This is a genomic window from Nostoc sp. (assembly GCF_036917535.1).
Classification (GTDB): domain Bacteria; phylum Cyanobacteriota; class Cyanobacteriia; order Cyanobacteriales; family Nostocaceae; genus Nostoc.
This window is the reverse complement of record NZ_JBALDA010000080.1, coordinates 26,470-41,084: the sequence shown is the minus strand read 5'-3', so window position 1 is coordinate 41,084 and position 14,615 is coordinate 26,470. Positions and strand designations below refer to the sequence as shown.

14 protein-coding genes and 2 pseudogenes are annotated in these 14,615 nt (G+C 43.6%); 5 read left to right on the top strand and 11 right to left on the bottom strand.

Features of this window, described 5'->3' with window-relative positions; genetic code table 11:
* Nucleotides 1-62: 62 nt before the first annotated feature.
* The 11 genes and pseudogenes from dhaL to V7K56_RS25520 form a co-directional block, all read right to left on the bottom strand.
* The gene (gene dhaL / locus V7K56_RS25570; protein ID WP_334914873.1) at nt 63-701 is read right to left on the bottom strand and encodes a dihydroxyacetone kinase subunit DhaL; all 639 of its coding nucleotides are present in this window, start codon (nt 699-701) and stop codon (nt 63-65) included.
* Nucleotides 702-755: 54 nt separating this feature from the next.
* Complete coding sequence (dhaK, locus tag V7K56_RS25565) at nt 756-1,832, bottom strand: dihydroxyacetone kinase subunit DhaK (RefSeq protein WP_334914871.1); 1,077 nt, start codon at nt 1,830-1,832, stop codon at nt 756-758.
* A gap of 660 nt (nt 1,833-2,492) precedes the next feature.
* Entirely contained in the window at nt 2,493-3,368 is an 876-nt protein-coding gene (locus tag V7K56_RS25560; RefSeq protein ID WP_334914869.1) for an MBL fold metallo-hydrolase, read from the bottom strand.
* A 304-nt stretch (nt 3,369-3,672) separates the two neighbouring features.
* A complete protein-coding gene (locus V7K56_RS25555) occupies nt 3,673-4,137 on the bottom strand; it encodes a hypothetical protein (RefSeq protein WP_334914867.1) in 465 nt (154 codons plus the stop codon).
* A gap of 256 nt (nt 4,138-4,393) precedes the next feature.
* Nucleotides 4,394-4,564, bottom strand: a complete 171-nt coding sequence (locus V7K56_RS25550) for a DUF29 family protein (protein WP_334914865.1) — start codon at nt 4,562-4,564, stop codon at nt 4,394-4,396.
* Nucleotides 4,565-4,582: 18 nt separating this feature from the next.
* Entirely contained in the window at nt 4,583-4,792 is a 210-nt protein-coding gene (locus V7K56_RS25545; RefSeq protein ID WP_334914863.1) for a hypothetical protein, read from the bottom strand.
* A 14-nt stretch (nt 4,793-4,806) separates the two neighbouring features.
* Nucleotides 4,807-5,772, bottom strand: coding sequence for a DUF4351 domain-containing protein (locus V7K56_RS25540; RefSeq protein WP_334914861.1), 966 nt, complete (start codon nt 5,770-5,772; stop codon nt 4,807-4,809).
* 288 nt (nt 5,773-6,060) lie between these two features.
* Nucleotides 6,061-6,270: pseudogene (locus V7K56_RS25535) on the bottom strand (hypothetical protein); the annotation flags it as partial.
* Nucleotides 6,254-6,328: a hypothetical protein gene (locus V7K56_RS25530; protein ID WP_334914904.1), complete on the bottom strand. Its 75-nt coding sequence runs from the start codon at nt 6,326-6,328 to the stop codon at nt 6,254-6,256. The pseudogene V7K56_RS25535 and the gene V7K56_RS25530, both read right to left, overlap by 17 nt.
* A gap of 191 nt (nt 6,329-6,519) precedes the next feature.
* The gene (locus V7K56_RS25525) at nt 6,520-7,473 is read right to left on the bottom strand and encodes a heme o synthase (protein ID WP_334914858.1); all 954 of its coding nucleotides are present in this window, start codon (nt 7,471-7,473) and stop codon (nt 6,520-6,522) included.
* Between the two features lie 299 nt (nt 7,474-7,772).
* A complete protein-coding gene (locus V7K56_RS25520; protein ID WP_334914856.1) occupies nt 7,773-8,708 on the bottom strand; it encodes a COX15/CtaA family protein in 936 nt (311 codons plus the stop codon).
* Between the two features lie 545 nt (nt 8,709-9,253).
* On the opposite strand from V7K56_RS25520, the pseudogene V7K56_RS25515 reads away from it, so the two are divergent.
* The 5 genes and pseudogenes from V7K56_RS25515 to V7K56_RS25495 form a co-directional block, all read left to right on the top strand.
* A pseudogene (locus V7K56_RS25515) lies at nt 9,254-9,859 on the top strand (TonB-dependent siderophore receptor); the annotation flags it as partial.
* A gap of 580 nt (nt 9,860-10,439) precedes the next feature.
* Entirely contained in the window at nt 10,440-10,835 is a 396-nt protein-coding gene (locus tag V7K56_RS25510; RefSeq protein ID WP_334914854.1) for a hypothetical protein, read from the top strand.
* 463 nt (nt 10,836-11,298) lie between these two features.
* The gene (locus V7K56_RS25505) at nt 11,299-12,315 is read left to right on the top strand and encodes an AraC family transcriptional regulator (protein WP_334914852.1); all 1,017 of its coding nucleotides are present in this window, start codon (nt 11,299-11,301) and stop codon (nt 12,313-12,315) included.
* 77 nt (nt 12,316-12,392) lie between these two features.
* Nucleotides 12,393-13,970, top strand: a complete 1,578-nt coding sequence (locus tag V7K56_RS25500; protein WP_334914849.1) for a TonB-dependent receptor plug domain-containing protein — start codon at nt 12,393-12,395, stop codon at nt 13,968-13,970.
* Nucleotides 13,971-13,981: 11 nt separating this feature from the next.
* Entirely contained in the window at nt 13,982-14,473 is a 492-nt protein-coding gene (locus V7K56_RS25495) for a TonB-dependent siderophore receptor (protein ID WP_334914847.1), read from the top strand.
* Nucleotides 14,474-14,615 lie beyond the last annotated feature (142 nt).

Here is a 14,615-nt window from a genome sequence, read left to right as displayed (position 1 = left end):
GATCAGCATCAGTGTATAATCACGATGAGAATAACGAGCTTTGCGTTCTAGTACAGCCAGCGTTATTCCCCAGAACTTTCCAACACCCCTAACAAACTCTTCAACATCAAATAAGCAGAAGTCCCTCCTGGATCTTGATGCCCAACACTCCGTTCTCCCAGGTAGCTAGCTCGTCCCTTTCTCGCCTGCATCGGTATAGTTTCTTGCAACCCCCTTTGGGCTGCTGCTACAGCCTGTTGCATAGCTTCCAATGTTCCCTTACCTTCTCTTACAGCTTGCTCAAAAGTGGCTACAGCCGGAGATAGCACATCCACCATTGTTTTGTCTCCTAGTTGCGCTTTGCCACGTTGCAGCACGCCATCTAAGCCTGTTTGGAGTAGCTCTAACACATCTTGTTGTGTTAATTCTTGCTTACCAACTGCTGCTGTACTTGCTCGCAAAAACCATGTGCCATAAAGAGGGCCACTGGCACCGCCAATAGATGAAATCAAGGTCATACTCACAGCTTTGAGAATGTTACCGATGTCCTTGTCTGCAACAGTTGGTAACTGAGCGTTTACCTTTTTGAAGCCACGATCCATATTGATCCCGTGGTCAGCATCTCCGATCGCAGCATCTAATTCTGTCAAATATGCTTTATTCTGCTCTATCTCGGTTGCATAAGCCTGCAACCATTGTAATATCTGCGCTTGAGTCACCATATCAACATAATTCGTAATGAAGCTCGAATACTCGCTAACGCTACGCTAACGTAATTATGAAATTCCCCAACGCCAACTTGGCGTTTTTACTGGTGCATCCCATAGTCGGATCATCTCATCATCTAATTTCAGCAAGGTAATAGAGCAACCTTGCATTTCTAGAGATGTGATGTAAGGACCTATCAAGTTTCGCACAATTTGCAATTCTTGCTGTTCGCAGATTTGGGCGAGTTTGCGATAAACAATATACAGTTCAGAAATCGGGGTTCCACACATACTATTGACAAAAGCTAAGAGGCGATCGCCTTTGGCAAATGGTAGACTTGTTAGTTCTACATCTACCCATTCTCCTTTTTCTTCATCCCACTCGCGCAGTGTGCGGCTGTATGTTGCATCCTCAATCAGCGATCGCGTTAAAATTTCGGTAATTTCATCTACTGATTTGATGGCTGTACGTTCTGTTCCTGGCTCACCGTGAATACCGATACCTAATTCGATTTGGCGACCGCCCAATTCAAATGTCGGCGTTCCACTAGCTGGGACTGTACAAGATGTTAGAGCAATTCCCATACTCCGCCCATTCAGATTTACTCGGCGACACAAATTTGCTATTTGTGGCAAATCATACCCTGCCTCAGCCGCTGCACCACAAATTTTTTCCGCCAGTATTGTTGTTCCCACACCCCGCCGTCCTTGGGTATAGAGACTATCCTTGACTGCTACATCGTCATCAATCAAAATATTTAGCGATCGAATGCCTTCACCACGGGCCAACTCCGTTGCCATTTCAAAGTTCATCACATCGCCACTGTAATTTTTGACGATATAAAGGATACCTGAACCTCCATCTACTTGCTTGGCTGCTTCTAGCATTTGGTCAGGAGTCGGTGAAGTGAAAACCTCACCAGGACAAGCTGCATCCAGCATTCCTTTGCCCACGAAGCCAGCATGCATTGGTTCATGTCCACTGCCACCACCTGAAATAATTGCTACTTTACCCGGAATAGGCGCATTGGCTCGATAGACAAAGGCAGGGTCGTAGTTCAGTTTAATTAAATCGGAATGAGCCGCCGCCATACCTTCTAAACTTTCTTGCACAAAGTCTTCCGGCTTGTTAATCAGCTTTTTCATAATCTGTGTTTGGTTAAAAAGGTGCTAAAACCCAGGTTATAGCGATCGCTGGTTTGTATGCAATACAGTCTGACTTCTCTCTAAATCTCTGTCCTAAAAGGCTACGGTGTACACACAAGTCGGAAAAACTTCATCCACCAAAGATTTGCGGTGAAGCAGCGCTCTTGGTAGGGCTTCCAATGCCAGTCACTCATGGGGGAAACCCCAAGACCGCGCTGGCTCCTCCGCAGGCGACTGCTGTTAGCGCAGCCTCTTCGACGCAGGAGCGTCACCCGTACCCTTCGGGATCTTGCTACGCATAGCGTCGACCATAGGAGAAGGGTGCGTTACACTGGCGTGACAAAGGGCGGATTGATTTGTTATTTTGGCGTGGACATAAAGCACCCTACTGGCGTGTCATTACTCAAATGTTGCAAAAAAATTGTCGGTTGGGTTTCCTTACGTCAACCCAACCTACACCTAATGCACTATTTTAGCCAATACGCGCTACTACGAAACTACTAGAAGAGTTGAAACCTATGCTGGTCATCCTTGTGTGTACACTGTAGCCTAAAAGGAGAGAGACTTTGAATTTTCACCCTTCCCGCACTAAGAAGGGGGTTAGGCGGTTAGGTTTTTCGTAGCCTTTTTCAGATGACCAAATAATTATGAATTATTCGGTCAATTCCAAGATTCCATCAACTCAATACACTTATGCATCTGCTGGTGCATGGTTTCTTTATCAGCATGAAACCTTCGTCCATGACCTGGTAGCACCCACTCAAAAGAGTAATTAGCCAAGTTACGCATTGATTTAGTCTGTTCTGACCAAGAATACCAGCAGGCACCATGGAATGCAGTTAGTTGGTGCAAGCTTTCTGACCAAGCGAGATGGTCGCCAGTGAACAGAAACTTATTTTTGTAGAGTAGAACAGTTTGTCCTTTGGTGTGACCGGGAACTGGGATAATTAATAAATCTGGAGTTAAGGCAAATGGTTCAAAACCAGTTAGCTGTATTTCTACATTGCGAGTACCCGCAGTAATATCATCAGCATGAAGGATGCGATCGCACTGAAAATGTTCGGCAAACTTTTGATGATCTGCGACATCATCTTTATGAGTTAGGTACATATAACGAATTGGCCCCAGTTCTTCTAAACGCTTGACTAAAGGCGGCGTAAACCGGGGAGAATCCACTAAAATATTACCTTCTGGAAGTTGAATTAAATAGCTAGCAGCACCATAAGATTTTTCGGAATGATAGCCGCAATGGTAAACATTTTCTGCTACTAATATTGGAAACTTTTCTTGAGCAACTTTGATATCTTTTGGTTTCTCAACTGTACCAATAGAACTAGTAGGACAAGCTAAAAGTGCTTCAAGGGCTGCTAATCTTTCTATATTATTCGTAGGTTGATGATAAACCACCGACTGTTGATCGACACGAGAAAACACTTCAGGAGTCATCCAGCGACAAGTATCACAATCAATACAGGTAGTATCTACATAAAAATCGCCGTTAACATTTTGTGAGCGACGTTGATTTAAATGAGCCATATTAATCCTTTTGCTTCCAGCCGCTTACTGGGAAGCGATAAACTCTATATCACTACGCTAGCAAAAGCGGACTAAGACTGGAGACACCATTAGAAGTAAATCTGCTCAAAAATATAAACACTTGTGAAACCCAGTAAGCAGAAAATGGAAAACTTAACATAGACACCATCTGCTTAGAGAGCATCCCAAACGCTCAACTACTTTTAATATTCATGCGTCAGAAAGAGCATTTCCTACTTTTTGAGGTGGAGATGGAAGAAAGTTGATATTTAGTTTTGGCAATATTGAATAGTTAGTTTCGCGCTTAGAGCGAATCTACTCCAAATTCCTGCGGACGATGGCGAACCGCCGTATAGGCTTTTATTGGCGGCAATTCTGGTCGTCTTAAAAACCAGTTTTCTGAGGCATCAGAGCCGTAATTAAACCCCACTATTACCACATACTCTTCCTTAGGCTTATAAGTGTCAATTACATTAAACAACTGTGCATATTCGATCGGCTGTTGTTTCGCCGCTTGCGAGAGCATCATCATCTTCCAGGGTTCACTTCTTTGCGCCACATAATGAACTTTGCTCCCGAGCGCAGATGGACTTTCTGTGATTGAAAAGTCGTTACCACCGGAATGCTGGATATTCACGACTTTGTGAAGATACAGATAACCCCGACCAGAGTGCTGATAGAACTTCCACGCCTGGGCGCTAAACAGAACTTCACATTCATCAATGATGTTTCTTGCGATTTCGACTCTTAATTCACGTTCAGGTGTCATGTTAGTTCACCTATGCAATAGTCAGGCTTCTTGCCCTCATTTATCATGGTAACAAAAGACAAAGAGTAGGGAGTTGTGATCGCTATGTGTCGTTTAAACAGCCATAGACAGCGATCACTGTCTATGGCTGCTACTGTCAAGCGAATATGCGTCTAATCAGGCGCATCAAGTTTTACTACCAACAAGAGGACTTTTAAAATATCCTTTTAGCTTGACAAAATCCATTTTCGCGTCCTGCGATGCCTGCGGCAAGCCGCTAACTCTCTAAAACTCGTTTTTGACTCCCACTCAAATCTTGGATCTTCTCAATCAGATTTTCCCAATCCACTGTCTCAAATTGCTTTAATTTTAATTGCTGGACTGTTGTGTCTACCCAAAGACAAAAATCTTGGTTGTATAACGCCTGAGTTACGGATTGGTTTAGCATAACTGTTTTCACTCTCAGTTAATTTGCTTTTTTGAGTATAGCGATTTTCAAGCGATCGCCATCCTGCATCAAATTGTGCAACTTAAATGCGTCACAGCCTAACCCATACTTGGTCGCACCACGATGCAACTGAGAGACATTTACGACGCTTTTTTCTGGCAGATTGGCTTCTCCAGGTTTAGGCAGAACCTTCCCCAAGGCGATCGCTCTGATTATCCTAAAATTCATCTCCCCGAAATTTTCTACGCGGTTTGATTTGCTTCTAACCAATTGAGTAAATCTGCGATCGCACTAAAATCCAATAAAGTTTCGCCTAGTGCTTCTAATTGCTCTAGGGAAAGAGTTTGAATACGTTGTTGAACCTCTTGTGGTAACTCTCCTATTCGTCTTTGTAGTAGCCGTAGCACGAGTTCCTGTTTACCTTCTTGTCTACCTTCTTCCTTTCCACGCTCGTAACCAATGCGCTCGCCTGTGGTAATGTAGCTCATAGAACGCTCCTGTTCAAATTGCTTAAACTCTTGCCAAAATTCTGCTTCTAATGGTTTTGGTAAAATCATAACCCAATCGATAAATCGATATAAGTTACGAATATCTCTTTCCTGTAAACCTAATTCATACAATCGACGAATTAAACTAAATTTCCAAGTTTTACGTTCTTGTGGCTTTTTAGCTGTTTGCTGCGTCTTTAAATGTGTCATCACCACAGTTGCAAATGGATTGTTGCTGGCTTCTAATTCTGCCCAATTGTTTTGATAATCTAAAAGCTTGACGATGCCAAATTCAAAATTCAGCCTGGTATTGGGATAATTATAACTATATTGATGGGGTCGCCATGTCGCGTTGGCATCACACAAAATCGCCAAACTGATCGCTCCTTTGCCATATTTGTCAAAGATTCGCAGGTTGTAAGAAAACATTCTTTGGGGAAAAGCATCTTCTGGTATGGCTTGGATTTCGACATAGATTAATAGCCAAATTTCTTCACCTTGCAGTTGCCAAACTTTCACCAGTTTATCGGCATATCGCCTACCAGTTTCTGCTTCTCGGACGATTTGCTGAAATTCCTTATCGAGGAATTCGTGAGGACGTGACCAATCAATTAATATGTCTGTTTCGGGGAAGAAAAATTGCATGGCTTGGGGAAAATAAGCTGATAAAATTTCTTTCCACGGTGAATCATTATCTGCTCTTTGTAATTCCTCGGTCATCAGTTTTGTAGTAAATATAGCAAAGGCGATCGCTCCTGATTTTTCTAGTTACGGCGATGTCTAACAACAAGCCACTCCGTGTCTACGCTGTTTTGATTCTCTAGCTTGAGTATGTTATCAAAACTCCCACCGAAGTGTTGCTTGCACCGTCAACGGCTCACCATCAGAAATGCCAAAGTCACCATCGGCACCTTCAAAATAATTGACGTCGAAGCAGATTTATAAAATTGAGTCCGGCGCGGAAATATTCTTGCCAAACCAGAAGGGAAACAGCCGTGGAGGCTGGAGTCAAAACTGCCACGAAATCGTGCCCTGCACTGTAAACGGATCGCCATAATAAACAGCAGATTCAAAATAGTCAATATTAAACAAGTTCTTGAAATTAATCGCTGCCCGGAATCTGTTTCGTTTGTAGAAGATAGCAGCATCGGTGTGGAAATAACTGGGCAATTCAAAGGTATTTGGTAGCTCTCCTTGTCTATCACCTCCGAAAAACATCTAGAATTTCGCCATAGAAAGTTCCATCCTCAAGCAACTCATAAGTTGCTTTGTGCATTGCTGTACGAATGTAATTTGTCAACATTTATATTTTTTACAACTTCATTCAGCTTTTTAATCAATTTGGTTATAACTGAAATTTTACTTTTAATCGCAAATACGCCAAACTCTAATTATTATGTATAACTTTTAATTTCTGAAAATGCGATCGCGCCCTTTTACCAACGCGATCGCTAAATTTTGCATCCCCTAAGCAATAAAATGCAACTGCTTGATCGCTGCATTAATTAGATTATGGATGACAGGAAGGCTATCCACTACCATCCCTAGACACAACAGCATCATGTAGGAGATGGAATAGAGAAACAAATCTCTAGCTACAGTGCGATCCTCTGGATGTTGCAACAAACGCCAAGATTTGTAGATAAATAATCCTCCCAGACTTAGGGCGATCGCAGCATAAAGAATTCCACTTGCGCCCAAAGGATAAACCAATAACAGGGTTGCAAACACTGTCACCAGCGTATAGTACCAAATCTGCTTCACCGTTGCTGTGTCACCTTCGATTACAGGTAGCATTGGTATCCCGACCTTTGCGTAATCGTCCCGAATCATCAGAGCTAAAGCCCAGAAATGGGGTGGTGTCCACAAAAAGACGATGGCAAAAATTAACCATGCTGACCAGCTTAAAGTGCCTGTAACAGCAGCCCAACCCACTAACGCCGGAATTGCCCCAGCAGCTCCACCGATAACGATATTCTGGGTACTGTGGCGTTTTAGCCAGTGGGTATAAACCAAAATATAAAAGACGATACCAGAGAAGGCTAAAAGCGCAGCTAACAGATTAGCAAATACTGCTAGGAGTGTAAAGGAAATCGTCGCCAGTGTGATCGCAAAAATTAAAGCATCGCGTGGCTGTACCTTACCGGAAGGCATCGGACGATGGCGCGTCCGCTCCATGTCATAATCAATATCCCGGTCATAGACACAGTTAATTGTTTGGGCGCTTGCAGCAGCCATTGTGCCACCAGTGAGAGTTACTAGCAACAGCAATGGGTCTACTTCTCCTTTGGCAGCAATCCACATACTTCCAGCCGTGGTAATCAAAAGTAACGGAATAATCCGAGGCTTCGTTAGCTGGTAATAACTTTGAACTACCTGGAAAAATGTTTCGTGGTGGCGAGAGACATTAGTCTCAATCATTTTGGCTCTGGTTCCTTATTTTTCAACAACTTATATGCAGCCCCCGCTCAAGCTGGCTATTTCAGACAAATGAAAACACAGATTTTCTGCACTTGCGTGGGTCGCAATACTCGCCGTTGCAGCTTTCGTCATTTAGTGGGGAGTAGGGGAGCAGGGGGAGCAGGGGAGATGAGGGGGACAAGGGGGAAAAGGGGAAATTATTGAACAAGTCTCTCCCAAGTCTCCCCTCTGTTCCTTGTCTACCTTGTCTCTTCTTCATGCCCCATGCCCCATGCCCTGTTTGGCCAATGCCCCACTATCTACTCAGCACTTAGCACTTGTGAATTAGCACTCACTGAGTCACGCAGTGCGAGAACTGTGAAAACCACCAAAGTACCTAGCAAAGTAGCTCCTATAGCTTGATGAGAGACTGTAAGAGGCTCGACTTGGAGGTGTAATTTGAAAGTGGCGATTCCCAACAAGATTTGTAAGATTAATAACGCACCAGCCATATTTGCCAGTCGCCGCAAGGCTGGATGTAGTGCTGGTGTCCGCCAACAGATAAATACCACTGCCAAGGTTGCCACTGTTGGCGGCACCAAACCAGCAATATGGCTGTACATTACAGTACAAAGTTGAGAACCGCCGAGGCATTGGTGTAGCGCCCAGCGAGAGCCTACCAAAGCACCTAGCAAACTTTGCAGGTAAACTAGAACAGCAGCAGTTAAACCAACCCAAGGCAACTTACCAACGGTTCCATTCCCCTGATAGGGTGTGAGTGCTGTGCCGATAATCAGGAGAGTAGTAAAAAACAACAGCGCCGTTCCTAAATGGGCGGTAACGATATCAAACCGCAACAGTTCGGTAACGGTAAGTCCCCCTAAGATACCTTGGAAGACGATTAGAAATAGGGCGAATGTAGATGCCCAAGGCAGCCAAGAGGGCAAGAAACGACGCCACCACCAGGACAAACCGAAAAGTGCGATCGCGCTTACACCAATTAAAGCTGCATCCAATCTGTGAAACCACTCCAAAAACACTTGGAGATTCATTTGCTTGGCTGGCACGAGTTCGCCATAGCATAAGGGCCAGTCAGGGCAAGCAAGCCCAGCATTCATCACACGGGTGGCAGAGCCTATTGCCATCAAAATTAAGGTGGCTATGCACATTTTCCACACCAAGCGCCGAATCATTTCTTTGGGCTTTTGCTGCTGAAGAGCCGCTTCATTTTGTTGTTGTAGGACAAATTCGCTCATTAACGATACCTTCTGCCCGCTCTTGGTGGATCTGTTAAAATTTTCAATTTTCTTTTAGCGTCCTATCTTTACCCTAGCGTATAGGCTAAGGGATTATAAATCAGCACTCACTTATACTTTGAAGCACATTAGCCACTTTTTGCCTGAAGCTTTAAGTATTTTTCAAGATATGAAAAATTTATTATAGGACTCATAAAAGCTGGAGTTTGAAGAAATATCTGAGTTGGTTGTTCCCAGAGTCGAATTACCTAGAATTCATGCTGCAACTTGTCAGCAGTGAAAGTAATTTGATATACAAAGACACGGTTATTGAAACTCTGTAGGGTGACCTCAAGAGGTACTTGAGAATATCTGTCTATTGGTAGAGTTATGAGAAGATTACAGAGGGTACTTGCGGGTTGTAGGTATGTTAGTTGGCAATTGTGGGCGATCGCTCTAGTTTTACCAATGATGCAACCTGCTTGAGGAAATGAATTGCAGGGTATCAAGCAAACTCAAAGAGGTTTTTCTACGAGTGCAGTTGATTTGTTAGCGCAGCAACATTAGGTGAAGCATTAAAAAACGTACCAGGCGTAGTGCGAGGAAATCAATCATCCCGTGCACCGTTTGATGCATATTTGATCCGAGGTTTTGTGAATTACAATTTCTTAAGAAATGGGCTGCTAGACAATGCCGTAAATTTTTCTATCGGCACTGACACTGCCAACATAGAACGCTTAGAGGTTCTTAAAGGGCCTAGCTCCGTTCTTTACGGTCCAGGTGGGGGGGGTGGTTTGATTAGTATACTCACCAAACAACCCCTAACAGAACCCTACTATTCAGTGGAAGGCTCTACTGGGAGTTTCGACTTCTATCGTGGAACTATTGACTTATCTGGTCCACTTAATGACAACAAAACGTTATTGTATCGCTTAAACACTGCGGCTCAAACTTCAGGAAGTTTTATCGATTTCTTTAAGAGTGAGCGTTATCAAGTTGCTCCTGTTTTAAGCTGGCAGATTAGCGATCGCACAAAGCTTACCTTGGAAGCAGAATATTTATATGCAGCCCAACCATTTGACACGGGCATCCCAGCCGTGGGAAGTGTACTGCCCAATCCCAATGGTAAAATTCCTCGCAGTCGCTATACCGGCGAAGCTTCAGACGCTTAATTGATATAGTTAAGTTTATTTGTATCTTCCTACTTAAATCATTTTTAAAAGGGAATAGGGAACGGGCAACAGTTTGATACTCCATAAATAAGGAAGTAGTCTCCCTCGTAACGGTAGCGGTCTTTCTCGCAACAGTAGCAGTCTCCCTCGTGACGGTAGTAGTCTCCCTCGTGACGGTAGCGGTCTTTCTCGCGACAGTAGCGGTCTCTCTCGTGACGGTATCAGTCTTTCTCGCGACAGTAGCGGTCTCCCTCGTAACAATGGGGAAAAATCAATAGACCTATAAGCAATAGTTACTTTTGCGCTCTTGTGGTAAGGAAGTGCATCTTTATTTTTTCCCCCCTTACCCTTTTCCCGATTTCTGCAAGAAGTCTAATAATGCCCAATGCCCCAAGTCAGGGGGCAACTATCCCTCTCTACCTATAAGGAAATAGAGTTTTCCGCCGACTTTCGATAAAATACCGAAAAACTACTGCTATTACCTGAAAATTTTATCACAAAAAATTGTTAATTTTGCTGAACCTCTATGCTGGTTAATTAAGGCAAGCTAGCTCTAGAAGCATCTTAAAAACACAAATTTATGGCTCGTCAGAAAAGAACATCTCGCATCTTAGAAAAAGCTCAGATTAGGTCTGCTGGTCTGAAATCGATTGTTCCAGATATCAAGTTTGATGAGGATTATAGTCTCGAAAAACTGATTGCGTCAATTGAGCAGTTACGTAACAAAATTGATGTTTATAATACCGCTCTGTCTGTGGTTGATTCTTCTAAAACTGAAATTGAAGAGATGGAAAAAAACTTGAGTCAGCTTTGTGAGAAGATGTTAATGGTAGTTGCTATCAAGTACGGTAAAGATAGCTGCGAATATGAAATGGTGGGTGGTGTTCGCAATAGCGATCGCATCAGGAAAATCAGAGCTAGCCGCTTAAAATCTGTTGCAGAAAAAGCATCTGATGAGAATGCTCAAGCTGTCTAGGTTCTGGCAACTTAACTACGTTTATACATTTACTGTCTAACTCTCTTTTGTCACTTTCGGCAGAGAATAATCTGTAACCCTTGCCCAGATAAAATTTTACCTATAGAGCTTTGTCTGGAGGTTTCTATTAGTTTGCGATCACTAATCTTCTGACCAAATCTGAGTTTCATCATTTCGCCTCGATTTTTATTTCCCCAGAGTAACAAAAGTGGGCTAAGTAAAACGATGTGGCAAAACCAAACTATGTTAAGAAAAATTAAATAGACTCAAACCCTTTTTCCTCCTGTCTCCAACATCGCTGCCTCCTGCCTCATCCCAACGATAAATATTCACACCGATCTACTTAACTGCTCAGGGACATTGACAAAAGCACAGAGGTTTTCTCGGCTTGTCAATAGACATTGCTTCACACCCACTTTATGAGAAACTATTGCAGGTATTGCAATTATTGCTCAGTTCCAAAATGACCATCTCCATTTCGCGGAATTACTTCTGGGAAATCTTTTTTGAAGATGAACCAAGCAAGCAACGCTACGATCCCTTAGATGAGTTTGACATGATTTGGCAGTATCCATCGCAGTTTGGTAAAGGATTTTGCCGAAATATTCAATTGCGAGAGGGATTAGGGTTACTAATTAGTAATTATCAACTGCGCGATCGCTTAATAATCAAAGTTCCAGAACGTGGAGGTGATTTTGTCGCATACGACTTGTGGGTTTCAGGAAGCGGCGAAGGCAGAGACGTTCATACGGGAAAATATTTAGCAGGCGGAGCAGGACAGTACCTTTTCTCTAGCGGTGGCACAATACCAAGCCAAATTGGAATCAGTTCAACAGCGCAACCTCATCTTGCTATATCTGTTTGGATGACACAGGAACTATTTTGCTCATTTGCAGGCAATGCCCAAAAAGAGGTTTCCTCGTCCTTACAGCATCTGCTTCGGCAACCCACTCAAGAACTGTATCAGCGTCTGGGAACAATTACACTAGTAATGCAAGGACTTGTGCAGCAAATTCTGTGCTGTCCTTATCAAGGTTTGACCAAGCGGATGTATCTCGAAAGCAAGGCGCTGGAATTAATGACACTGCTGGTAGAAGAGGAGTTGGAAGCAAAAGAGGGTAGGCACAATCCCACTGCATTGAAGCCAAATGATATTGATCGCATTCACCATGCGAGAAATATTTTGCTAGAAAATCTTGACAATCCACCATCTTTGATTGAGTTAGCAAAGCAAGTAGGATTAAACGATCGCAGTCTCAAGCAAGGATTTCGCCGAGTGTTTGGTACAACTGCCTTTGCCTACCTACACGACTATCGCTTGGAGAAAGCACGCCAACTCCTCAATACTGGAGAAATAAAAGTAATTGAAGTCGCAGATAGCATTGGCTTTGCTAGTCGCAGTTACTTTACAAACGCATTTAAGAAAAAGTTTGGTCTTAGCCCCAAAGAATATCAGATGCAGCAGAAAAAATCCGTCTAAAGCACAAAATTTCTTTCACTCACACTAGTCTATCCAGTAATCTTCTTGAGAAGGCTTATCAGTTTTGGTGGGGTGTGATGAAAAATCAGTGGCAACAAGTGGTATTAATGGTAAGTACGCTGCTAACATTGGGCATTAGACCTGTTTGGGCACAAACAGTTGCGAAAAATATCGTTAATATCACTAGTATCCGTGAAGTTAAACTTCCGCTCACTAGCGCCGAAAGAAGAGTGCGGTCTCAAGCTCCACAAAACCCGCCTTCGCAAGGGGGAAAACAAGGGAATGAAATTGTGCCAATAACGGGGGTGAAAGCTAATCCCACCGATAAAGGTGTAGAGGTAATCTTAGAGACACCCGTTGGTACTCAGCTGCAAGTTATAAATCGCAGTGCGGGCAGCAATTTTATTGTTGATGTATCTGGTGGGCAGTTGCGCTTACCTTCAGGTGAAGCTTTTACATTTCGTTCAGATAAACCGCTTGCAGGAATTACTCAAATAACAGTAACAAATATTAATACCAATACAGTGCTAGGTGAGAAGGCTTTGCCCACGGTTGAGTTATTTGATGATGATTCGGGGCTGGTTTTTGCGGTAGCAACTACAGCAACGGCGACTTCTCCACAACAGCCACCCCAAACACCCCAAGCTAATCAGCCTCAAAATCAGACACAGCCAACTCAACCATCAACAAGTGATGAACCGATTGAGTTGGTGGTGACAGGGGAACAAGACGGATACAATGTACCAGATGCTTCGACTGCTACGAAAACTGATACCCCACTACGCAACATTCCCCAATCGATCCAGGTTGTACCTCAACAAGTAATTCAAGACCAGCAGGCAAACCGCTTGGTTGATGCGATCAAAAACGTACCAGGTGTGGTGCAGTCAGGAAGCTCTCCGCGCACCTTCGCTGATAGTTTTTCGATTCGGGGTTTTGACGCTGGGACTAATACACTAAAAGACGGGCTTCTAGACCTTTCACAAACCTATGTTGGCTACGATCCGATCACAGTTGACCAGATCGAAGTTCTCAAAGGACCTGCCTCGGTTCTGTTTGGGCAAGGACCACTGGGAGGTGTTGTTAATATTGTCATGAAACAACCCTTGCGAGAACCCTACTATTTTCTAGAAGGCTCTGCGGGAAGTTTCAACTTTTACCGAGGGGCGATTGATCTGTCGGGTCCAGTGAATGCTGACAAAACGGTGCTGTATCGGTTAGGGGTTGCCGCCCGAACGACCGAAAGTTTTGGTGATTTCTATGAACAACAGCGCTACAACGTGGCACCTTCGTTAACCTGGCAAATTAACGACAGAGCCAAGCTCACTTTAGCAGCCGAGTATTACGATGCCAAAGGACCCTTTGATTTTGGTGTTCCAGCCGAGGGTAGTGTGCTACCCAATCCCAACGGTAAGATTCCACGTAATCGTGCTGTCGGTGAACCTTCAGTTGACGATAGCGATAATCGAGTCTACCGAATCGGTTATAACTTTGAGTACCGCTTTAGTGATAACTGGCAAGTGCGTAGCGCCTTCCGCACCTCGATTGTGCGTACTGATAGAGAAATTGTTTATGGCAACTTAGCGGCAGACCAACGTACCCTCAATCGAGGTTACGGCACACAGGACTTCAACGATGACATCTACATGACCTGACGCGCACCAACTTGCCTACCGAAGATCCCAATAACCCATTGTTAACTATTCTGGTAGGCGAACAACGCAGCCGAGGGATTGAGTTTGATGTCACAGGAGAAATCTTGCCAGGATGGAACATGATTGCAGGCTATGCTTACACCGATGCTGAAATTACTAAAGACAATACATTGACAGTAGGCAATCAGTTGGACAATATTCCGAAAAACGCTTTAAATCTGTGGACAACCTACGAAATTCAACAGGGCAATTACAAGGGGTTGGGGGTTGGTTTAGGATTCTACTTTGCCGGAGACAGGCAAGGAGACTTAGATAACACGTTTCAACTACCCAGTTATTTTCGCACCGATGCTGCTATCTTCTACAAACGAGAGGGTATGCGGGTAGGATTAAATTTCAAGAATTTGTTCAATATCGATTATTTTGAATCTGCCCAGAATCAGAATCGTGTTTTCTATGGCGATCCGTTTACAGTACAGGGCACAATTTCTTGGGAGTTTTAACATATACAACTATCCAACATTTTAGTTCTCTACTTTAGGCTGCGCCCCAAAGAATATCAAATGCCGCAGAAAAAGTCCGTCTAAAGCACAAAAAAAGTCCGTCTAAAGCACAAAATTTCTTTTACTTACACTAGTCCATCGA